The following is a 20,894-nucleotide window of genomic DNA, read 5'->3' as shown; positions in this document are numbered from 1 at the left end:
GCTACTATGTAAGTAGTTTTGAGGAAGGGGAGTGGCTGCAGTATACGCTAACAGTACCAAAGAAAGGAAATTACCACCTGCGGCTGTGGGTAGCTGCGGATCATAAAAATGGTCCCCGGCACGTCAAACATAATGCAACAACAAACTACACCGCCGGCAGCACCTTAGCCTTCACTTCCCCAAAACCAATACGGATGCCATTGCGCTCGCTAAAACCACGCATGATCACGGTGTCACCGTCGTTAATGAACTTGCGCTCGGAGCCGTCGGTGAGCTTAATCGGATTGGTGCCGCGCCAGGTCAGTTCCAGCATAGAGCCATAGGAGTCTTTCTCTGATCCGCTGATGGTGCCGGAGGCATACATGTCGCCAACCTGCAGGTTACAGCCGTTGCTGCTCTGGTGCGCCAGTTGCTGGTTCATGTTCCAGTACATATACTTGTAATTGGAGTGGCAGATGCTGTTCTCTTCGCTGCCTTCAGGCTGCAGCAGTACTTCCAGGTTTATGTCGTAATTGTGGTTACCGGCAAACTCCAGGTAAGGCAGCGGCTTCGGGTCCTGAACCGGGCCTTTTACCTTGAACGGCTCCAGCGCATCTAATGTAACCACCCAGGGAGAGATGGATGAGGCAAAGCTTTTCGCAAGGAATGGTCCGAGCGGTACATACTCCCAGGTCTGCATGTCGCGTGCAGACCAGTCGTTGAAGAGTACCAGTCCGAAGATGTAGTCATCTGCTTCGTTAGGAGTTATACTTTGTCCCAGCTTTGTTTCTTTGCCTGTGATGAAGGCTACTTCCAGTTCAAAGTCGAGCAGTTTGGTTGGGCCGAAGGTAGGCGCATCGGCATCCGGCGCTTTGGTCTGGCCTTTCGGGCGATGAATGTCAGTGCCGGATACGATGATAGAAGAGGCGCGGCCGTGGTAACCGATGGGGATGTGCTTCCAGTTAGGCAGTAGCGCGTTTTTAGGGTCGCGGAACATAGTGCCGACGTTGGTGGCGTGCTCAATGCTGGAGTAGAAGTCGGTGTAGTTGCCCACTTTTACCGGCAGCAGCATCTCGGCATCGCTTTGCTTAACCAGTACTGCGCGAATTAGGTTGCTGTTTCCGCTGATCTCCTCATTGTCGTTGCGGAGCAATTCAGATATCCGGTTCCGTACGGCCCGCCAGATCGGTTTGCCCAGCGCGATAAAGTCGTTGAGGTATGGACGGTGGAAAACGTTTGGGTCTATGTCGATAAGCTCGAAGAAGTCGCGGCGGCCCAGCTCGCAGAGGTCCAGGATGTACTCGCCGATCGCTACACCCACGCGCGGGTCGCGGTCTTGAGTGCGGAAAATACCGAAGGGCAGGTTCTGAATAGGGAAATCACTGTTGGCGTCTATCTCGATCCAGGAATGCAGCGATGGGTCGTTGGCTCTTATCATAGTATGAGTTAGTTCTGGTTAGCTATAGTACAAATATAGCTTTTTCGGTTGCTGATTCAGAATGATTAAGCTGAATTCGTTGATTTTATACTTACCTGACCAGCTTTGAGAGGGATAGCCGTTAAACTCTAAAAAGGTCTTTTGTCATCCTGAAAGGATCTTGGTAGAAGAAAGATAAGCTTTTGCTACAAGCCCACAAGATCCTTTCAGGATAACAAAAAAGAAAGAATAGAATGACCCTACCCTCAAGGAAACAATTCTTCTAAATAATGGGCTTTCCTAGAAAAGACACAAGTATAAAGTATGGAGGCAACATATTAAGTCTCTACACCGGCAAACAAAAAAGGTGTAGCTACAGCAGCAGCCACACCTTTTCGGTATACTTTTATATTACAGTTATACTTTACAGTTCTGTAGGAGTCACGTTTACAGCTTCTACGGCCTTAATTTCAGGCACCGCGCGCAGTACCGACTGCTCCACACCCGCTTTTAATGTCATTGTAGACATGGGGCAGGAGCCGCAGGCACCCAGCAGTTCCAGTTTCAGCACCATTTCGTCTGTTACCTCCAACACTTTTACGTTCCCGCCATCGGCCTCTAGGTAAGGCCTGATCTGGTCGAGCGCCGACTCGATGCGGAGCATGAAATCCTGATCTACGTTTGTGGCTGCCATGTATTCTTAGCTTTTAATTTCTACTGGTTTTGTTTTGGCCAAGGTAGCGTTACGTACCGATACCTGCTGGGCTACAGCCTGGGCCAACTCTTTGAAAACACCGCTGGCCGGAGAATCGTTCTGCAACACTACCGGAGTCCCTTCGTCGCCACTCTCACGGATGCCCTGCACGAGCGGTACCTGGCCTAAAAGGGCTACCTCATACTTATCGGCAAGCGATTTACCACCTCCCTGTCCGAAAATGTAGTATTTGTTATCCGGAAGCTCTGCAGGTGTAAAGTACGCCATATTCTCCACAATGCCCAATACAGGCACGTTAATCTGAGGCTGGCGGAACATCTGCAGACCGCGCACGGCATCAGCCAGAGCCACTTTCTGGGGTGTGGTTACAATCACGGCGCCTGTGATCGGAAGTGCCTGCACCATGGTCAGGTGAATATCGGAAGTTCCCGGAGGAAGGTCCAGCAGCAGGTAGTCCAGCTCGCCCCAGTCCACGTCAGAGATAAACTGGCGCAGTGCAGAGCTGGCCATCGGGCCTCTCCAAACCACGGCACCGTCGGCTGGCGTCAGGAACCCGATCGACATCATCTTCACGCCATACTTCTCCACCGGCTGAATGTAGTTCTTGCCGTGGTCGCCTTGTACCATGTAAGGGCGCTCATTTTCAACACCAAACATGGTCGGGATGGAAGGGCCGGAAATATCGGCATCGATCAAACCAACGCGGGCACCGCTCTCGGCCAGCGCAATGGCCAGGTTAGAAGTAACGGTAGACTTGCCCACTCCGCCTTTACCAGAGGCAACGGCAATGATGTTCTTCACGCCGGTCAGCACCTCGGAGGTGTCGCCGCGGCCGGAGGTAACACGCGAGGTCATGTTCACGGTCACGTCCGCCTCTTTGTCCACCATCGCATGGATGGCATTAACGCAGGCATTGCGTATCAGGTCTTTAAGCGGGCAGGCTGGTGTGGTCAAAATAACCGTGAAGCTCACGTGCTTGCCATCCACCTGCACATCCTCAATCATGTTGAGCGTCACCAGGTCTTTTCCCAGATCCGGCTCCTCCACATAGCTGAGGGCTTTTAATATATCTTCTTTTGTGATAGCCATAGTATTAAATTGCGATTGCCTTACAAAGATACAAACAAAATATTCCTTCTGAAAAGGCAAAGCGTATAAGTGCAACAAGTGGGGCGGAGGAATAGTTTTAGGGTGTGGAAGTATTGAGAGATTTAATCAGAACAAATATAATCCATGGGAAAAACAACAATTGAGGTACAGCAGGGCGATATAACCAAAGTACAGGTGGATGCTGTGGTGAATGCCGCCAACAGCAGTTTGCTAGGTGGTGGAGGCGTAGACGGAGCCATCCATCGCGCTGGCGGACCAGCCATTTTAGAGGAGTGCAAGCTAATCAGGGCGCGGCAGGGCGGCTGCCCCACCGGGGAGGCTGTGATCACGACAGGCGGCAACCTGCCCGCCAGATATGTGATCCATACCGTGGGCCCTGTCTGGAGCGGCGGGGGCAAAGGGGAGCCGGAACTGCTGGCAAACTGCTACCGCAATAGCCTCAGGCTAGCCGAAGAGAATGGCGTGAAAAGTATAGCCTTTCCTAACATCAGTACCGGCGTGTATGGCTACCCGAAAGACAAAGCCGCTAAAGTTGCCGTGGACGCGGTGCAGTCATACATGCAGGAGCATGAAACAAGTATAAAGCGGGTGGTGTTTGTTTGTTTTGATGAGGAAAATTTAACGCTGTATGAGGGGTTGTTGAAAGGTTAGTGGTTGATTGTGCTGGTGCAGGTTCTTGGTTTATACTTCCCTAGCCGCTGCTTTTTGTAATTTGAAGTAAGCTATCCTTCCTAGCTGCTGCTGATCCTCAGTCTTACGAATCTACAGTTGTATCTCCTGCCTTGGCTCCCTCCAGCCCGGGAGGGCTCGTCTTCCCGCATCGCGGTGGGACCTTTTCCTGCCCTCGTACCTCGGGCTGCCTCGCTATCGCTCATCACCGGAAAAACTCCAAAGGCGCTCTTTATACGAGGGCCCCTACCCCCACGGAAAGACTGGGATCAGTTTTCGATAGCCATCGCTATACTACTTGAACCGGACTCCCTCTCCTGTTTTGGGGGTAGGGGCCCTCGAGAAAAGGAGAGGGCTGGGGAGAGGTGAAATTCCCCTCCTCGGAGGGGCTAGGGGTGGGTTCATACTTTTGCAGATGACATCTATCCCCAACTATGGAACTTACCCTTCAACATCAGTCATTACAGGCTCCCCGCCTTGGACAAGGAGGGGCAGAGGTGGTTGGATAATCGCCTGCTGAAATTCCCCTCCTCTGGACTAGCCAAAACGGGAGTTTTGAGCTAGCGAGCGTAGCTCTAGGGGTGGGTTAACCGTCTGCAGGAAAATCCTGTCCATACTATAATCCTGTTAATCCTGATTCAGATCTCTCCCTGAAGATCGAGATGACAATTAAGAAACGACTTGATGGCAGTTGTGGTAGAAGCTTGGGAAAAGAGATGGGAACTGCTACTTAATTGCAGCAGCTCCTTCTTCCTTCTGGAGCACATATTTGTAAAAGCCCCCGCCTTTGTCCCAACTGCAGAAGATGAGGGTATCGCCGTTGGCGGAAATACCCAAACCGCGGGCTTCTGCGCCGTTTAGCTCCGGCAGTTCCAGGGTCCACATCTTTTTGCTGGTTTCATCTCTACAATGGAAAGTGGCTGGTACCACGCCGCTTGCCCGCACTGCTGTCCAGAGGGTGTTTCCGGGACCGACCTCGATGGCATTGCAGCCGGCGGAGGTGCTGGTTATACTTTCCTGCTGTTTATACTTTATCCCATCTTTGCTGGTGTATACTTGGATGTAAGGGCTCCCGGAGTTAGGGAAGTATAACGTATGGCCATCTGGCGACATGGCGAATTCGCGGGAAAGGATGCGTTCCGGCAGCTCAATGGTACGTATCAGCTCAAACGTATGCGGGTTTTGTTCGCTCTGCTTTAGCACGTAATTTAGGTCCTCCCCAAACAGCGACATGGCATAGATCTCACCTTTGTCGTTTACGCGGGGCGAAGTGATGGCGCGTCCACCGTCAGGAACCTCCCAGGCAGCTATGCCCTTGCCAGTTGCGGCGTCGATCTTGAGCAGGTGCCTGTTGCGCGCGATCAGGATATTGCCATCCGCATCCACGCCCATGCCTCCAATGGTTTTCAGGTTATACTCCTGTCCGTTTATACTTACTTTCTCCAGCGGGGAAAAAGGGGCGTCTGTGCCGTCAGGTTTTTGGATCTCCAGGGTGCCGTTGTAGCTGGCCAGCCACAGTTTTCCGTACTTGTCCCATTTGGCGCCGTAGCCGGCGCCTTCTGCTATCTTGCCATTAAATTTATACTTGGGAGCCGGTACTTCCACAAAATCCTCCAGCGGCTCGTTGCTCTTCATCAGCCTAAAAGCTTGAGCAGGGCCATAAGTAGCATGTTTGCCATCAGAGGTGATGATGCGGTGATAAAATGTGACTGCCTCTCCCTCAGCAGCGTCCTGCAACAATCCATACCAATCCTGCTCACGCAGTTTTATGCTTGCTACGCGGCCGGTGCTCCTGTGCCAGACTAGGTTCCTGAAATCCTCATCGGTTGCCAACTGGTAGGTGTAGGAAACAAAATCTCCGTCCGGATCTATCGCTTTTTCCCAGCTTAGACCAAAGAGTGCTTCGGTATCTCGAACAGCATAGGTGTTACGAATGTTATGCGAGCTCACGGCCACGGCTGCGGGTGCCAGGTTAGCGGTAGGGTATAGCTGCGCCCGAAGCTCTCCTTCAGGGGATCGGTCTGTTTTTATGCTGATGTAGAATGCGCCCACCGACAGCAGTTCTTCAAATCCATCAGGCAAATCCATACTTCCTTTGAAGCTGCCCTTGCGCCCGTTTCGGCGTTTTACCTTCAACGGCAACACCTTTTCTCCCTGCTCTGTATGGCGGCCACGGTACAAGGTAATGGCGTCTTGCACTTTCAGCACCTTTCCCTGCAGATGGTTAAACTCACCTTTAACGTATACTTTCTTACCCCTAACCACTGCTTCTGCGGAGCCTGTACCGGTAGAGGGTTGAGATGAAAGTGCATGCAGCGGGGAGAAAGTGCCCGTTGCTTTGCCGGTTATACTTACATCGCGGCGGATGAGGTAACCGTTTACGCCTTCAATGAACTGCGGCAGCACCTTCTCGTCGAACACGGCCATATTCTGGGCGGCTTCTTTGCCGATGTCGTAAGTGGTGTAAATGACTGTGTCCTGCTCGTAGAAGATATCGACCAGGGTAATGGTATTTACTGGAGTTTTATCCAGCGAGAGCCAGGAGCGTGGGCCAGTGCCAGCCGCGCCGGCGTTCAACAACTCCAGTTTGCCGCGCTTGCCTGGGTAGTACGCATGCTGATGCCCGCTGATGTAGGTATGCACATTATGTTTTTCGAGCAGGTGGCGAAGCTTTTCGGGGTTATGGAGCAGGTTGCCTTTGGAGTCGCGCTCCTGCGCCACGCTGTAAAGCGGCAGGTGGCCCAGCACGAACCTATACTTTGCCTGCCGTGCCTCGGGTGTGGCAAATTGCCCGGCCATCCAGGCAAGGTTCTCCTCCGTTACCTCCGAAGATGAAGCTTCCCAGGAAACAAAAAAGGCACCATCCTTTAGGAAAGAATAGAAGTATGGGAAGTTGCTTTTATCGATGAACTGCAGGTTGGGCAGGTTTTCAGGTTTGCTCCAATAAGAGCCGGCGGCATCGCGCTCCATGGTAAAATGCCGGGAGCCATCGTGGTTGCCGAGCGTGAAGGCAAAAGGGATGTTGGCTTTGCGCAGCGGGGTTGCGATATGATCCTTGAAACCGCGCCACATTTTCTCCAGCGTTTCCGCCTCCGCTATGCCCTGTCCGGCCACCATATCGCCCCCGCATACTACCAGATCAGGTTGCCAGATGCGCGGGATGCGCTGCATGATGCTATCCACCTGCCACTCGTAGGTGGCGGCACCGAGGCCGGAGTTCAGGTCGCTGATCACGGCAAGGCGCAGATCGCCACGGCGGGGTAGCTCCGGGTACTTCTCGATGGCCACCAGGCGCACGGCATCGGCTATTACTTTTTTCCCATTGCCCTGGCCCAGCAGCTCCAGGTAATCATTGGGGCCAAATATAAAATTGCCCAGCACGTTCCAGCGGCCGCTAGTGGCGTAGGACTTCTGATTGACATGCAACGTATCGGTTTTGCCGCCATGGTGCAGCACGTAGGGTACCTGTTGCGCATTGCTGCTGGTATCCACGGTCCACCAGGTGGCCAGTTGGTACTTGCCCTTAGTTAGGGGTTTAAATTCATACTTTGCGCCATTGAGACCGCTCTCTGACAGTGCCTGGCGGGAGCGGGTGGAGCCGTAGTAACTGGCATGGTTGGTGTTTCGCCAGAGGCCATACTCGGTGTAATGCTCACTGTCGGTATCGATGTAGATGATGTCGCGCCTGGGGCTTTCCACCTGTTCCGTCAGTACCAGGGCATTGGCGTTTTTGCGCAGGCTGTTGCGGTTGCCGTTTGGTATATCTGTCGGGATGTTGACCGCCACCATGGCCGAGGAGCCGCCGCCATCAAGATTCACCGCATCCTCGCAACCAAGTTGCTGCATTATATTGGCCAGTTCCAGGATAGTCACGCCGGCACTTGCGCCCTGCCGTCCGTCCACCACCAGCATCAGCAAGGTATGCTCATCCGGGTAGCCAATGGCAGTTCGAGGGTTTCGGGCCAGATGCCCTGCCCCAAAGCCCTCCCAGGCACCCACATCCACTATCTTGCCTTGTTTCACCAACATGGGGCCGCCGCCCACCGCCTGGCTTGGGAGCCAGAGTTCGCCACCTTTTGTAGTAGGTGCTGGTTCCCCTGGCTGGTTGGGCTGGCTATACTTGTAGATCAGGCTCCCGATAGGGTTCGAGGTCCAGGCGATATCCGGTTTGCCGTTGACCATGCCAAAGGCACCACGGGTAATGTAATTCTCGGCCGACTTGCTGATGCCCGGCTCCACCAGCTCCCCATCCGAAAAGTATAGGCTCACCGATTTGGTAGGGGCGAAGTACCCCCCGTTGATGGCAAGTATGGCACTATAGTCTCGGGCGTGCTCCAGGGTAGTCTGGCGGTTGGAAGGGTCGCCGATGGCCCGCAGTTTTAGGTTCTCGTCGCGGAGGTCCACGGTGGCATACATGGCGCGAACCGGAGCACCGTCTGCTAAGGATCCGTTGGTTTCATATATTTTGATGGAGGCTGGAAGAAGGATGTTCAGGTCCTCCCGCGGCTCCCAGGTTAGTTTCTGCGATAGGGCAGCAGGAGCGAGAAGTATAAGTATAGCAGTGGCAAGTCGGGTAAAGCGTTTATTCATAGGGTGCTGATGGAGATCTAAGTATGAAGTCAAAAATAAGCTTTTATCTATACTTTAGACGCTAAACATTGATTTTATACTTTAAAGTGAGGTCGGGCTAACCCTGTCTACTGCTCGGTTAAGGCGTGGAGCCTGTGGCTGTGTTTTGAAAGTATCAGCTCCGTTGCTGCTGGTGCAGTGCGGACAGGTCGCGACCTGTCTGTGCGAAAGTGTTAACCCACCCATAACTCCTCCGAGGAGGGGAATCATACTTGTTCTATAGCAATGACTGTAGCTATCGAACTAATTCCAGTCTTTCCGTTGAGCGCCTTTGGAGTTTTTCGGTCCCGCGAGAGCGGGATTGCAAAGCGACAGCGAGCAAAGAAAAGCTCCCAGCGCGATGCGGGAAGACGAGCCCTCCCGGGCTGGAGGGAGCCAAAGCTAGAGATGAAACGGTAGGTAAGTAAGACTGAGGATCAGCAGCAGCTAGGAAGGATAGCTTGTTTCAAGTGGCAGAAAGCAGCGGCTATGCAAGTATAAGTATGCGGACTAGGAAGTCCGCGGCAGAAAGGTTCCGGACAGGGATGTCCGGAACAGCAATAGTAAGAAAGTATAACCCAAGTATAAAATATGGCTTTGCAAGCCAGTCGAGTTACAAACTCGACATCATTAAAAGGCACGAGTTGCAAACTCGCGGCAGCAATAGGGCCAGCAATAAGAGACACCATTGCTAGGATACCCCGAAAACTTATGGGGCGCCAGAGAGTGCCTAAATTCTTACAAAAAACCCGATAGAACCCTTATCTTTGCTTTCCCCTAATACTTTTTGCCATGTCGCTCATCCCTAAAGAAATAGTTGACCAGATTATTGCCCAAGCCGATATCACAGAGGTGGTGGGTGATTTCGTGTCGCTGAAGAAGAAAGGGCAGAACATGTGGGCCTGCTGCCCGTTCCACCACGAGAAGTCCCCGTCTTTTTCTGTGTCTCCAGCAAAGGGCATTTACAAATGCTTTGGCTGTGGCAAGGCGGGTAACTCGGTGCAGTTTATCATGGATGTGGAGGGTACCAGCTTCCCGGAGGCTATAAAGTACCTGGCTAAAAAGTATGGCATCGAGATACCTGAGGAGCAGCACGACCCGGAGTATGCCCGGGAGCAGAGCGAGCGCGACAGCCTTTTCATTGTATCAGACTTTGCGGCCAAGCATTTCCAGCAGCGCCTTAACGCGCACGAGCAGGGGAGTATCGGGCAATCCTACTTAAAGCAGCGCGGCCTCAGTGGCGCTACCATTAAAAAATTTGAGCTGGGCTATAGCCTCGATGAGTGGACCGACCTGACGGACACCGCCCTGAAAGCCGGCTACCAGCAGAAATACCTGGAGGCGACGGGCCTGACGATTGCAAAGGAAGACGGTAAAAAGTATGACCGCTTCCGGGGCCGCGTGATGTTCCCGATCCACAACGTGTCGGGGCGCGTGGTTGGGTTTGGAGCCCGTACGCTTAAGTCCAACGACAAGAAAAGCCCGAAATACCTAAATTCGCCGGAGTCTGACATTTACCACAAGAGCCATGTGCTGTATGGTTTGTTCCAGGCGAAGCAGGCCATGCGCATGCAGGAAATGTGCTACATGGTGGAAGGCTACCTGGATGTGCTCTCGCTGCACCAGGGCGGTATCGAGAACGTGGTGGCCTCATCAGGAACGTCGCTTACTGAAGGCCAGATCAAGCTCATTTCGCGCTACACCGAGAACATCACCGTACTTTATGACGGCGACGCGGCAGGTATAAAAGCCTCCCTGCGCGGCATCGACCTGATCCTGGAGCTGGGTCTGAACGTGAACGTGGTAACTTTTCCGGAAGGGGAGGACCCGGATTCCTATATCCATAAAGTAGGCGATACTGCCTTTAAAACCTATCTGAAGGAGCATTCGCAGGACTTTATTTCCTTTAAAACGAGCCTTTTTGCCAAGGAGGCTGCCGGCAACCCGGTTAAGAAGGCCGAGGCGATAAAAGAGGTAGTGGCCTCTATCTCCAAGATTCCGGACGCCATCAAGCGCACCGTGTTCTTCCGCAGCTGTAGCCTTATCTTTGATATTGATGAGCAGGTGCTCATATCGGAGTATAACAAGATGCACCTGCAAGGGCGGCAGCAACAGCAGCAGCCCCGGAGCGGCGGCCCTGAGCCTGATTATGCGTTTGCGCCACTCATGCCGGAGGAGGAGCCCGAGAAGCCTGCCAACGATGTCGATGTGCTGCATCGGTACGAGCGCGAGATCGTACGTATGCTGCTGAATTACCCAAACCGTATGCTGGACGATGGCCTGACCACCAGCCAGTATATGCTGGAGCAGCTGGAGGATATAGAGTTTCGGTCGCCGCTGTATGCACGTTTCGTGGAACTGGTTACTGAGAAGCTTAACCAAGGCGTGGTGCCAGAGGCCGATGATTTTATTAATTATCCGGATGAGGAAATCCGTACGGAAGCCATCAATTTATTATCCGACCCTTACGACTTGTCCCCGAACTGGGCTACGCACCAGATTTTTGTTCCCCATGAAACAGACCTGCTGCCGTACGGCACAGAGCGCGCCGTGCTACGCCTCAAGTTCGTGTACCTGAAACTGATGATCGACGAGGAGGCGCTGAAACTGAAGATCGTAACCGACCCGCAGGAGCAGATAAATCGCCTGGTTGCCGTGATGAACCTGAAAAAGCTGCATAAGCAGATCGGAGATTTGCTCGGAATCGTGGTGTTTTAGTTTGGGGCTACCCCCTTAATCCCCCAGTGCGAAGCTTGCAGGTTTCGAACTTCCGTTCTCGTTTTAGTCTAATGAGTGGAATCTGGGTTGGCTATTTCTAAAGTATAAGTTCTATGGCTCCTGGTGTAGCGCGGACAGGTCGCGACCTGTCCCTACGAAAGTGTAAACCCACCCCTGCCCCTCCGAGGAGGGGAATTTTCAGCCGATGATTACATCCCCCTGTCCCCTTTGAAGGGGGACTTTACGGAAATCTTGGCTGTCGAAATGATTCCCAGTCTTTCCGTTGAGCGCCTTTGGAGTTTTTCCGGTGCCGAGCGGGAGCGAAGGCAGCCCGAGGCACGAGGGCAGGAAAAGCTCCCAGCGCGATGCGGGAAGACGAGCCCTCCCGGGCTGGAGGGAGCCAAGGCAGGAGATACAACTGTAGATTCGTAAGACTGAGGATGAACAGTAGCAAAATAGGATAGCTTGAGTCAAGCTACAGGAAGCAGCAGCTATGGAAAGTATGAATGGACAGGTATATCGTATAGCCAAAGTAAAAGGATGGCTCTCCGAGCCAGTTGAGTTGCAAACGCAACATCATAAAAGGACACAAGTCTGAAGACTTGCGCCAGAAGGGGCTATAAAAGTATAGACTGGTAAGTATAAGTAGATAGATTAGGAAATCGGTGGCAGGGGATGTCCGAAACAGCGGGTAGTGTAAGTGTAAGTATAAGTACAAGCAGCAGCTAAAGTATAGGTATAAAAGTATAAACAGGTGCTATTAAGTATAACCCGAAAACCAAATCCCTCCACATCAATTACCCCAATCTTCAACTAATCTCTCTCCAAAACTGTTATGCATTTAAATAGCAGAATTGCGGTATAATCTTTATAATTTTGTACCGCTTTACAAAAATCAACAGTCCTGCTGCCACGAGCGGTTGGGCATAATGTGAAAAGTATGGAAACCAATACAACTGGTGATATCAGGCCACTGGACAGCATTGAGGCTGCCATTGAAGACATACGCCAAGGCAAGGTAGTGATTGTGGTGGATGATGACGACCGCGAAAACGAAGGAGACTTTGTGTGCGCCGCCGAGAAGATCACACCGGAGATCGTGAATTTTATGGCTACCCACGGGCGCGGCCTCATCTGCGCGCCGCTCACCGAGGAGCGCTGCGATGAGCTGGGGCTGGAGCTGATGGTGGGCCGCAACACAGCCTTGCATGCCACGCCGTTCACTGTGTCGGTAGACCTGATCGGGCATGGCTGCACCACCGGTATCTCCGCCTCCGATCGTGCCAAAACCATTTACGCACTGGTAGACCCCACCACCGACCCGCACTCGCTGGGCAAGCCGGGGCATATTTTCCCGTTGAAAGCGAAGAAAGAAGGCGTACTGCGTCGCGCTGGCCATACTGAGGCCTCCGTGGACCTGGCCCGCCTGGCTGGCCTGGCGCCTGCTGGTGTGCTGGTAGAGATCATGAATGAGGACGGAACCATGGCCCGCTTGCCGGACCTGGTAAAAGTAGCGGAGCGTTTCGACCTGAAGCTGATCTCCATTAAAGACCTGATCGCCTACCGCCTGAAAGAGGAAAGCCTGATAGACCGCGAGATTGTGGTGCAGATGCCTACCGACTATGGCGTGTTTGACCTGTATGCTTTTACCCAGCGCAGCAACGGTGCCAAGCACCTGGCTCTGGTAAAAGGTACCTGGGAGGAAGGCGAGCCAGTGCTCGTGCGCGTACACTCTTCCTGCGTTACCGGTGATATTTTTGGCTCCTGCCGTTGCGACTGTGGCCCTCAGCTGCACGAGGCCATGCGTATGATTGAGCGCGAAGGTAAGGGCGTGGTTGTATACATGAACCAGGAAGGCCGTGGTATTGGGCTACTTAACAAGCTGAAAGCCTATAAACTGCAAGAGCAGGGGCTGGATACCGTGGAGGCAAACCTGGAGCTGGGCTTCGGTATGGATGAGCGCGATTATGGAGTGGGAGCACAGATCCTCCGTGACCTGGGCGTTACCAAAATGCGCCTGATCTCAAACAACCCACGCAAGCGAACCGGCCTGATGGGGTACGGATTGGAAGTGGTGGAGCGCGTGCCGATAGAGGTAGTGCCAAACGAGCACAACGAAAAGTACCTGACCACGAAGCGCGATAAGCTGGGGCACATGATCCTCAAAAATATGACGATTAACAAGTAAAATTGTAGCTATACATACTTTTTAAAACCTGCACGGGAAGCTAAGCGCGACCGGTGCAGGTTTTTTTAGTTTCCATGCGGATATGCTTAGGCAATCAGGCAACTTTTCTCACTAAAAATCATACAAAATATATAACCTACTGTTAATGAGTGTGTAGTGGTGTAGAATGGTGCTGTTTGATGTGTGAGATTGTATTAAAAATTCTGCTGTAAACTATGAAAAATGATATTGTTAAAACTACTTTTCTGCTTTGTGCCGTGTTACTGATTTGTCTGGCGCCCCAAGTGGTACAGGGGCAATACAGACCCTCTGTCGATATACAGGAATGGCCATCTGGCAAAATTGTACTCGCTACGGGAGATACAATCTATGGGCCAATTACATATTACCGTGCGCAGGAGGTGATTAGCGTCTTGAACGGGGATGGAACAAAGAGTTCTTTTTCTCCTGTAAATGTACAATATTTTATTGGTCAGGAACAGCCAAGTGGCAGGTCCTATACCTTCAGGTCGTTGCAGTGGGATCTTGGCCGTGATTTCACAGATTTTAAGAAGCCAACCTTTTTCGAGCAGCTAAACCAGGGCACTTATACCCTGATTATGCGGGAAGATTATGTGCGGAAAGACATGGCAAGCACTTCCCCGCTTTACGCGCAGAACGCCATGCATGGCTCCAATTACTACGTGCCAGGCAGCGAGTGGCTGGATCAGATAAAAGGGCTGTTCTACATTTTGTTGCCCGATGGCGAGATTATTACGCTCCGAAACGTTCGCAAAGACCTGCACCAGCTGTTCGGCAGTAAATCGAAGGAGGTGAAGAAGTTTGCCAGGGAGCGGAACCTAGGCTATGAAAAACAGCACCAACTCATTGCCATTGTCAACTACTACAACTCGCTGAAGTAAGGTTTACAGGTCGCGGAGCTTGAGTGTGAAATAGCTCAAAAACCAAAACAAGCCAATGTATACCAACGAAATCAACACAGCCCACGGAAGCGGGAGCGCCTCGCTGGGAGTAGTGAGTTGGTCCAGCACCTCCTGGCCAGGCATTGGAGTGAGGCTCTTGAGTGCTTTAACAGGCATAAACTTATCCACGGAATCTGGCAGTCGAAAGTGAATAATGGGCTCGACAACAATAGTATAAGCGATAAAAGCAACTATGGCCAACCCGCTTTTGCGGATGAGGAAGCCAAACAGCATGGCCAGCGTCATGTATCCCACCGTCTGTACATAGTAGTACGAAAGGTGGTCGATCTGACCAAATACGGCGTTTGCGGAGTGGTTTTGCCCGTGCAGCAGGCCAAAGTATAAACCCAGCACCAACAGGAAAACCGTAGCGAAAGCGCCCAGCCCCAGCACCACATAAAACTTGGCCAGCACCAGCTCCGCCCGCGACATCCCATCGATTACCTGTTGCCGCAGCGTGCGGAAGGTATACTCGTCCGTTACCAGCACAATCAGTAGCACGCCAAACAGCATGTTGAAGAAACTGGCGATATAAGCGAGTATTTGCCAGAATTTGGGCAGGTCGTACATCTGTTCGCCTAACTCCTGGCCGTTGATGGTGATCTCGCTGCCCGCGTAAAGTATGAGCAACATCAGCACCACGAAAATGGCAAGTATGGCCCACACTGTGCGGTAGGGTAACATCTTGTGCAGTTCTACACGGATCAGGTTCATCAGGCTTGGCTTTTAATGATCTCAAGAAATTGTGCCTCCAGGCTTTTTCGTCGCAGCGTGAGTTGCTGCAGCACCACGCCAGCCTCAAACATGGCTTTATTCACGTCTGCGCTGCCGTAGCCCTCGTTCAGGGTAAGGTTTACCGCCTCTCCCTCAGGTTGGTAAGCTGCTACAAAAGGCAGCTGCTTTAGCACCTCCAGCACCTGCGGCAGGTTTCGGGCACTGATAATAAACTGGTCTTTGGCTGAGAGGATGGTGTCAACCCGGCCTTCAGCACGGAGCATGCCTTTCTGCAGCACCGCCACATGAGTACAAACTTTCTCCACCTCATCCAGCAGGTGGCTGGCAAGTATAATGGTTTTGCCCTGAGCGGCGATCTGAAGTATAAGCTCGCGCACTTCGGCTATTCCTTCCGGGTCAAGGCCATTGGTTGGCTCGTCCAGCACCAGCACCTCGGGGTCGTTGAGGAGGGTGGCAGCCAGGGCCAGCCGCTGTTTCATGCCCAGCGAGAACCCTTTGAATGTAGTATGCGAACGCTGCGACAGCCCCACCAGGTGCAGCACCTGCGCAATCCGTTTGTGGTCAACGCCTTTTATCTCAGCAGCGATCTCCAGGTTGCGCCTTGCGGTGAGGTAGGGATAGAAATTAGGTGTTTCGAGCAGCGCCCCGATGCGATGTTTGGTGGTGCGTGAAACAGGTTGGCCGAACCAGGCAAAGCTGCCCGAAGTTGGCCTGATCACATCCAGCACCATGCCCAGGGTGGTGGTTTTGCCGCTGCCGTTTGGCCCCAGCAAACCGTAAATGCTTCCCTGCTCCACCTGTAGTGATAGCCGGTCCACGGCCTGTATGCCGCCGTAGCGCTTGTTTAGTTGCTCTGTCTGAAGTATAACTGCCACTGGCTTTGGGTGTTTATTGTATAGCAAGTTAGAAAATCCTGCCACAAAGTATAGTATAAAGCTATTATTCTCCTGGCAGGCGCTGAGGGTAATTTGCATACTTCCCTGCTAAAACGCGTACCTTTGCAGATGAACTTACCACTATCACCTATGGCAAATACGCAGTACGACGGCCTTATTTTTGACCTGGACGGCACCCTCTGGGACTCCACCCAGACCATTGCCGACGCCTGGAACGCGGCCGCCGCCCAGTTCGATTTTGTAAACCTAACCCTCACAAGGCAGGACATCCGAAACATAGCTGGCATGCAGTACGACGCCATCTACCAAAAGCTATTCCCTAACCTGAACATGGAGCAGCGGCGGCAACTGCAGGAAACAGCCGCGAAGATAGAACTGGAGTACCTGCAGGCGAAAGGCGGGGAGTTGTACCCGCAGTTGCAGGAAACGCTGGAACTGCTGCAGGCAAAGTATAAATTGTTTATCGTGAGCAACTGCCAGAGCGGCTACATCGAAACATTCCTGCAGTATTTTGACCTGCAGCCCTACTTTACCGACATTGCCTGCTATGGCGACCAGAGCCTGCCGAAGAGCGAGAACATCCGGGCGGTGGTGCAGCGCCACAACCTGCAGCAGCCCGTTTACATTGGCGATACCCAGGGCGACTACTCTGCCAGTGTACAGGCCGGCGTGCCGTTTATACTTGCCCGCTACGGCTTTGGCGAGGTAGAGTCGGAGGTGGAGCAGATTGAGACCTTAAGTGATTTGCAGGAACTGGTGCGGGCATAAGCGCGCCAACTGCACCGGAGAGTAGCTAAATTACTGTGGCAAAACCGCGGATTTAACTATCTTATACTTTCAAATAACATAAACGATCATCAACTCACCTTCTGTATCACCTATGGCAAAACAACTACACGCGCGGGCCTGGCTGCTCCTTTTACTAGGCTGGATCAGCATCATACATGCAAACGCCCAAGGCTACCTGAAAGCCGATGGTAAGAAAATAGTTAACGGGCAAGGGGAAGAGGTGATTCTGCGGGGAATGGGCCTGGGTGGCTGGATGCTACAGGAGGGCTACATGCTGCGTACCGGCGATGTGGCGGGGCAGCAGCACGTGATCAGGGCAAAGATACAGGAGCTGATAGGCCCGGAGAAAACAGCTGACTTCTACAGCGCCTGGCTTTCTAACCATACCCGTAAAGTGGATATTGATTCGATGGCGGCCTGGGGCTTTAACTCTGTGCGCCTGGCCATGCACTACAACCTGTATACCTTGCCTGTGGAGCAGGAGCCGGTGAAGGGGCAGAACACATGGCTGGAGCAGGGATTCGCCATGACTGACAGCCTGCTGGCCTGGTGCAAGGCCAACAACATGTACCTCATACTGGACCTGCATGCCGCGCCGGGCGGCCAGGGAAACGACCTCAACATATCAGACCGGGACCCGAACCTGCCTTCCCTGTGGGAAAGTGAGGAGAACCAGCAAAAAACCGTTGCCCTCTGGCGCAAACTGGCCGAGCGCTATGCCGATGAACCCTGGCTGGGCGCCTACGACATCATTAACGAACCCAACTGGGGCTTTACCGACCCTGCGGATAAGAATGGCTGTAACGAAAAGCAGAACGAGCCGCTACGCAAGCTGATGGTGGATATAACCAAGGCTATTCGGGAGGTGGATCAAAAGCACATCATCATTATTGAAGGAAACTGCTGGGGCAACAATTATAGTGGCGTGCTGCCAACCTGGGATAACAACATGGTGCTCAGCTTCCATAAGTACTGGAATTATAACAACCAGGAGGCTATACAAGGCTGGCTGGAGCATCGGGACAAGTATAACGTGCCGATCTGGCTGGGCGAGACAGGCGAGAACTCCAACGTGTGGTTCACGCAGGCCATTAGCCTGGTAGAGCGCAATGGCATTGGCTGGTGCTGGTGGCCGCTGAAGAAGATGGGCTTTAACAACCCGTTAGAGGTAAAAGTGGACCCAGGCTACCAGAAGATCCTGGACTTCTGGAAAGGTAAGGGGCCAAAGCCTGAAGCCGCCGAAGCCTACCAGGCGCTGATGCAGCAGGCCGAGAACACGAAGCTGGAGAACTGCCTTTACCATAAGGGTGTGGTGGACGCCATGTTCCGGCAGGTGCAAACTACCGAAACCAAACCTTTCAACTCTAATGCGGTTACAGCCGGCACTACTCTCCATGCGGTGGACTATGACCTGGGCCGCAACGGCTATGCCTACTTTGATAAGGACACGGCCAATTACTATATCTCAACCGGTGGCGGCCGCACCCCTTGGAACAAAGGCCATGTGTACCGCAACGACGGAGTGGACATTGAAGATGGCCCTGATGGCTACTATGTAAGTAGTTTTGAGGAAGGGGAGTGGCTGCAGTATACGCTAACAGTACCAAAGAAAGGAAATTACCACCTGCGGCTGTGGGTAGCTGCGGATCATAAAAATGGTAAAGTAGCCGTGCTGCCTAACGGGACTGAAACGCCAAAAGCCATAGCTGTGCCCAATACAGGTGGTACGGAGAACTGGCAAGCCGTTCATATCGAAAACGTGCCCCTTATGCAGGGTAAGAACGTGCTGCGCGTGCGTGCAGTAAGCGGTGAGTTTAACCTGCGTTCAATTCAGTTTGAAAAAGGAGGCAAAGCGGTTAAGCGCAAATCCGGGCTCAAATCAGGAAAGTAGAGGTTGTTACATTCGGAAGCACACATGCAGCAAGCGCAGTATAAAGAAACCGAGCTGACCCTGACCGCCGCCGAGGCCAATGTGAAGGCGCTGGTGTTCATGCTGCCCCTTCTGGTGCTGTACATGGTGCCATACATGCTGCTGTGGCCGGAGCAGTTCAGCTACGGGGCAGTGGAGGGATTTGTGCGGAATCAAGGTGTAGTTGTACTGTTTTACCCCTTCCTGATGCTGCTGGTGTTTGTGTTGGGGGCGGTGGTGCATGAGCTGCTGCATGGCCTTACCTGGGCGATTTTCTGCAAGCGTGGTGTCAAGTCCATTTCCTATGGCGTGCATTGGCGCTACCTTACGCCCTATTGCCACTGCCAGGAAGTGCTGCCGCTGCACGCCTACATACTCGGAGGCGTTATGCCCGGGCTTGTGATGGGGCTGATGCCTGCACTGGCCGGTGTGGCTACGGGTAACCTGCTGCTGTTCCTCTTCGGGTTGCTTTTCTCCATTGCCGCCTCCGGCGACCTGCTGGTGCTCTGGATGCTCCGACACGCCAAATCCTCCGACCTGGTGCAGGACCACCCCGATAAAATCGGGTGCTATGTATACAGTAGAATTTAAGCCTTATTCAAGGGTGATGTACCACTTGTGTAGAAATATATTTAAACAAGAAAGCCGCAGATACTTCAAATGTCTGCGGCTTTCCTGCTTTCTTCAATGTATAAACTACTCTACCGGCACCAGCCTGTAGATCAGACCGGGGCTTTCTACTGCCACATACAGGTAGCCATCCGGGCTCATTTTTACATCACGCACGCGGCCTATGTTCTTCAGCAGTTTTTCTTCGCCAAGTATCTTGTTGCCATCCATCATCAGGCGACTCAGGAACTGGAAGCGAAGGGAGCCTACCATCAAATCTCCTTCCCAGCCTTTGTAGCGATCGCCGGTTACGAAAGCCATACCGGACGGGCCGATGGAGGGCACCCAGTAATGCAGCGGCTGCTCCATGCCTTCTTTCTTCGTGAGCTCCGTCAGCACGGTGCCGTTGTAGTTGATGCCGTAGGAGATAACCGGCCAGCCGTAGTTTTTGCCCTTCTCCAGCACGTTCACCTCGTCGCCGCCTCTTGGGCCGTGCTCATGCGTCCAGATTTCTCCAGTTTGAGGGTGCAGGACCATTCCCTGTATGTTACGGTGCCCATAAGAGTACGTGCTTGCCACGGCGCCTGCCTGGTTCACGAATGGGTTATCTGCCGGTGTGCTGCCGTCGTCTTTTATGCGGTGCACCTTACCCGGGCCGCGCTCCAGGCTCTGTGGGTTCTCATCGTGGTTGCCGCGGTCGCCCACCGATAAGTATATATATCCGTCGCGGCCAAATTCCAGGCGGGAGCCGTAGTGGTGGCGGGTTCTGGAGTAAGGCAGCGCCTCAAAAATCACCTGCTGGTTCGTCAGTTTGTTGCCCTCCAGTTTGGCGCGCATCACGGCTGTGGTAGAGAGCGTATTTCCCCCTTCTTCTTTAAAAGCAGAGTAGGAGAGGTAAATAATGTTGTTTTTAGCAAAATTAGGGTGTAGTTCCACATCCAGCAATCCGCCCTGGCCTTGCGCCAGCACCTTCGGCCCTCCGGTTATTTCCTGCAACTGCTTTTTCTGCGTGAAGCGGTAAAGCACACCGGAGCGATCCGTTATCAGCATCTCGCCTTGTGGCAGAAAAGCCATACCCCAGGGTACATCCAGGCCGGTTACCACCGTGTCAAGCCGAAAGTTCAGGTCTTCGGACTGCTGCACCGCCGCCTGGGATCTCTCTTCGGTAAAATCATAGGCCTTCACCTCCTTAATGCCTTCTTTGATGTAGGCAACAAGCCCTTTTATCTCCTCATCGGTAAAAGTCTCGTCGAAAGCGGGCATGCCCTCGTCAGGGTAGCCGTGCTTAATGGCCTTGAACAGGTCTTCGTCGGAGCTGCCGTGCTTCCACTTACGGTCAGCGAAAGCCTCCAGCTCCTCGCCGTGGCAGCCGGAGCAGTAGCTGATATAGGATGCTTTGGCGCTCTGCAGGCCGGCCTCCGGTGCAGCCGCCGAGGCTACGGCATTGGCACCGGCATCGGTGGTGGCGTTAGGGGAGGAAGTGCTGCTGCAACTGCCCAAAGCAAGTATGGCGGCTACCAGTAACGTATAGAGGTATGAGGTTCTTTTCATGAGTTTCTGTGTGCGATGGTAAAGTATAGTTTTTAACAA

At 53.0% G+C, this 20,894-nt stretch carries 14 protein-coding genes; 7 read left to right on the top strand and 7 right to left on the bottom strand.

Going from position 1 to position 20,894, the window contains the following annotated elements; genetic code table 11:
* Positions 1–145: 145 nt before the first annotated feature.
* From fahA to OO017_RS08245, 3 genes are all read right to left on the bottom strand, one after another.
* The gene (gene fahA / locus OO017_RS08255) at positions 146–1,417 is read right to left on the bottom strand and encodes a fumarylacetoacetase (protein WP_266051999.1); all 1,272 of its coding nucleotides are present in this window, start codon (positions 1,415–1,417) and stop codon (positions 146–148) included.
* A gap of 403 nt (positions 1,418–1,820) precedes the next feature.
* Positions 1,821–2,090, bottom strand: coding sequence for a NifU family protein (locus tag OO017_RS08250; RefSeq protein ID WP_266051998.1), 270 nt, complete (start codon positions 2,088–2,090; stop codon positions 1,821–1,823).
* A 6-nt stretch (positions 2,091–2,096) separates the two neighbouring features.
* Entirely contained in the window at positions 2,097–3,200 is a 1,104-nt protein-coding gene (locus tag OO017_RS08245) for an Mrp/NBP35 family ATP-binding protein (RefSeq protein ID WP_266051997.1), read from the bottom strand.
* Between the two features lie 144 nt (positions 3,201–3,344).
* Between OO017_RS08245 and OO017_RS08240 the strand changes: the two genes are divergently transcribed.
* Entirely contained in the window at positions 3,345–3,872 is a 528-nt protein-coding gene (locus OO017_RS08240; RefSeq protein ID WP_266051996.1) for an O-acetyl-ADP-ribose deacetylase, read from the top strand.
* 744 nt (positions 3,873–4,616) lie between these two features.
* Here OO017_RS08240 and OO017_RS08235 read toward each other — a convergent pair.
* Positions 4,617–8,480: a phosphodiester glycosidase family protein gene (locus tag OO017_RS08235; protein ID WP_266051995.1), complete on the bottom strand. Its 3,864-nt coding sequence runs from the start codon at positions 8,478–8,480 to the stop codon at positions 4,617–4,619.
* Between the two features lie 810 nt (positions 8,481–9,290).
* Between OO017_RS08235 and dnaG the strand changes: the two genes are divergently transcribed.
* The 3 genes from dnaG (at position 9,291) to OO017_RS08220 (ending at position 14,306) form a co-directional block, all read left to right on the top strand.
* Positions 9,291–11,216 carry a DNA primase gene (dnaG, locus tag OO017_RS08230; protein WP_266051994.1) on the top strand — a complete coding sequence of 642 codons (1,926 nt, stop codon included), beginning with the start codon at positions 9,291–9,293 and terminating at the stop codon, positions 11,214–11,216.
* Between the two features lie 940 nt (positions 11,217–12,156).
* Positions 12,157–13,404, top strand: coding sequence for a bifunctional 3,4-dihydroxy-2-butanone-4-phosphate synthase/GTP cyclohydrolase II (locus OO017_RS08225; protein ID WP_266051993.1), 1,248 nt, complete (start codon positions 12,157–12,159; stop codon positions 13,402–13,404).
* A gap of 215 nt (positions 13,405–13,619) precedes the next feature.
* On the top strand, positions 13,620–14,306 hold the full coding sequence (locus tag OO017_RS08220; protein WP_266051992.1) for a hypothetical protein: 687 nt from the start codon (positions 13,620–13,622) through the stop codon (positions 14,304–14,306).
* A 3-nt stretch (positions 14,307–14,309) separates the two neighbouring features.
* Here OO017_RS08220 and OO017_RS08215 read toward each other — a convergent pair whose 3' ends face one another.
* Both OO017_RS08215 and OO017_RS08210 read right to left on the bottom strand, forming a co-directional pair.
* A complete protein-coding gene (locus OO017_RS08215) occupies positions 14,310–15,080 on the bottom strand; it encodes an ABC transporter permease (RefSeq protein ID WP_266051991.1) in 771 nt (256 codons plus the stop codon).
* Positions 15,080–16,075 carry an ABC transporter ATP-binding protein gene (locus tag OO017_RS08210; RefSeq protein WP_266051990.1) on the bottom strand — a complete coding sequence of 332 codons (996 nt, stop codon included), beginning with the start codon at positions 16,073–16,075 and terminating at the stop codon, positions 15,080–15,082. Before OO017_RS08210 ends, OO017_RS08215 begins: the two co-directional genes overlap by 1 nt.
* 51 nt (positions 16,076–16,126) lie before the next feature.
* Here OO017_RS08210 and OO017_RS08205 point away from each other — a divergent pair, with 51 nt between their 5' ends.
* The 3 genes from OO017_RS08205 (at position 16,127) to OO017_RS08195 (ending at position 19,286) form a co-directional block, all read left to right on the top strand.
* Positions 16,127–16,765 carry an HAD family hydrolase gene (locus OO017_RS08205; protein ID WP_266051989.1) on the top strand — a complete coding sequence of 213 codons (639 nt, stop codon included), beginning with the start codon at positions 16,127–16,129 and terminating at the stop codon, positions 16,763–16,765.
* A gap of 112 nt (positions 16,766–16,877) precedes the next feature.
* On the top strand, positions 16,878–18,677 hold the full coding sequence (locus OO017_RS08200; protein ID WP_266051988.1) for a cellulase family glycosylhydrolase: 1,800 nt from the start codon (positions 16,878–16,880) through the stop codon (positions 18,675–18,677).
* A gap of 24 nt (positions 18,678–18,701) precedes the next feature.
* Complete coding sequence (locus OO017_RS08195) at positions 18,702–19,286, top strand: DUF3267 domain-containing protein (protein ID WP_266051987.1); 585 nt, start codon at positions 18,702–18,704, stop codon at positions 19,284–19,286.
* Between the two features lie 105 nt (positions 19,287–19,391).
* Here the strand turns inward: OO017_RS08195 and OO017_RS08190 are convergent, their stop codons facing one another.
* A complete protein-coding gene (locus OO017_RS08190; protein ID WP_266051986.1) occupies positions 19,392–20,855 on the bottom strand; it encodes a PQQ-dependent sugar dehydrogenase in 1,464 nt (487 codons plus the stop codon).
* Positions 20,856–20,894 lie beyond the last annotated feature (39 nt).

The organism is Pontibacter anaerobius (genome assembly GCF_026241195.1).
Taxonomy (GTDB): domain Bacteria; phylum Bacteroidota; class Bacteroidia; order Cytophagales; family Hymenobacteraceae; genus Pontibacter; species Pontibacter anaerobius.
This window is presented reverse-complemented; position numbering and strand designations above follow the sequence as displayed.

Bases quoted from the DNA above. Each gene is read 5' to 3' on its own strand.
- OO017_RS08205 (WP_266051989.1), top strand. From the start codon at position 16,127: ATGGCAAATACGCAGTACGACGGCCTTATTTTTGACCTGGACGGCACC.
- OO017_RS08225 (WP_266051993.1), top strand. From the start codon at position 12,157: ATGGAAACCAATACAACTGGTGATATCAGGCCACTGGACAGCATTGAG.
- OO017_RS08200 (WP_266051988.1), top strand. From the start codon at position 16,878: ATGGCAAAACAACTACACGCGCGGGCCTGGCTGCTCCTTTTACTAGGC.
- OO017_RS08195 (WP_266051987.1), top strand. From the start codon at position 18,702: ATGCAGCAAGCGCAGTATAAAGAAACCGAGCTGACCCTGACCGCCGCC.
- OO017_RS08240 (WP_266051996.1), top strand. From the start codon at position 3,345: ATGGGAAAAACAACAATTGAGGTACAGCAGGGCGATATAACCAAAGTA.
- OO017_RS08190 (WP_266051986.1), bottom strand. From the start codon at position 20,855: ATGAAAAGAACCTCATACCTCTATACGTTACTGGTAGCCGCCATACTT.
- OO017_RS08245 (WP_266051997.1), bottom strand. From the start codon at position 3,200: ATGGCTATCACAAAAGAAGATATATTAAAAGCCCTCAGCTATGTGGAG.
- fahA (WP_266051999.1), bottom strand. From the start codon at position 1,417: ATGATAAGAGCCAACGACCCATCGCTGCATTCCTGGATCGAGATAGAC.
- OO017_RS08250 (WP_266051998.1), bottom strand. From the start codon at position 2,090: ATGGCAGCCACAAACGTAGATCAGGATTTCATGCTCCGCATCGAGTCG.
- OO017_RS08220 (WP_266051992.1), top strand. From the start codon at position 13,620: ATGAAAAATGATATTGTTAAAACTACTTTTCTGCTTTGTGCCGTGTTA.
- OO017_RS08210 (WP_266051990.1), bottom strand. From the start codon at position 16,075: ATGCAAATTACCCTCAGCGCCTGCCAGGAGAATAATAGCTTTATACTA.
- dnaG (WP_266051994.1), top strand. From the start codon at position 9,291: ATGTCGCTCATCCCTAAAGAAATAGTTGACCAGATTATTGCCCAAGCC.
- OO017_RS08235 (WP_266051995.1), bottom strand. From the start codon at position 8,480: ATGAATAAACGCTTTACCCGACTTGCCACTGCTATACTTATACTTCTC.
- OO017_RS08215 (WP_266051991.1), bottom strand. From the start codon at position 15,080: ATGAACCTGATCCGTGTAGAACTGCACAAGATGTTACCCTACCGCACA.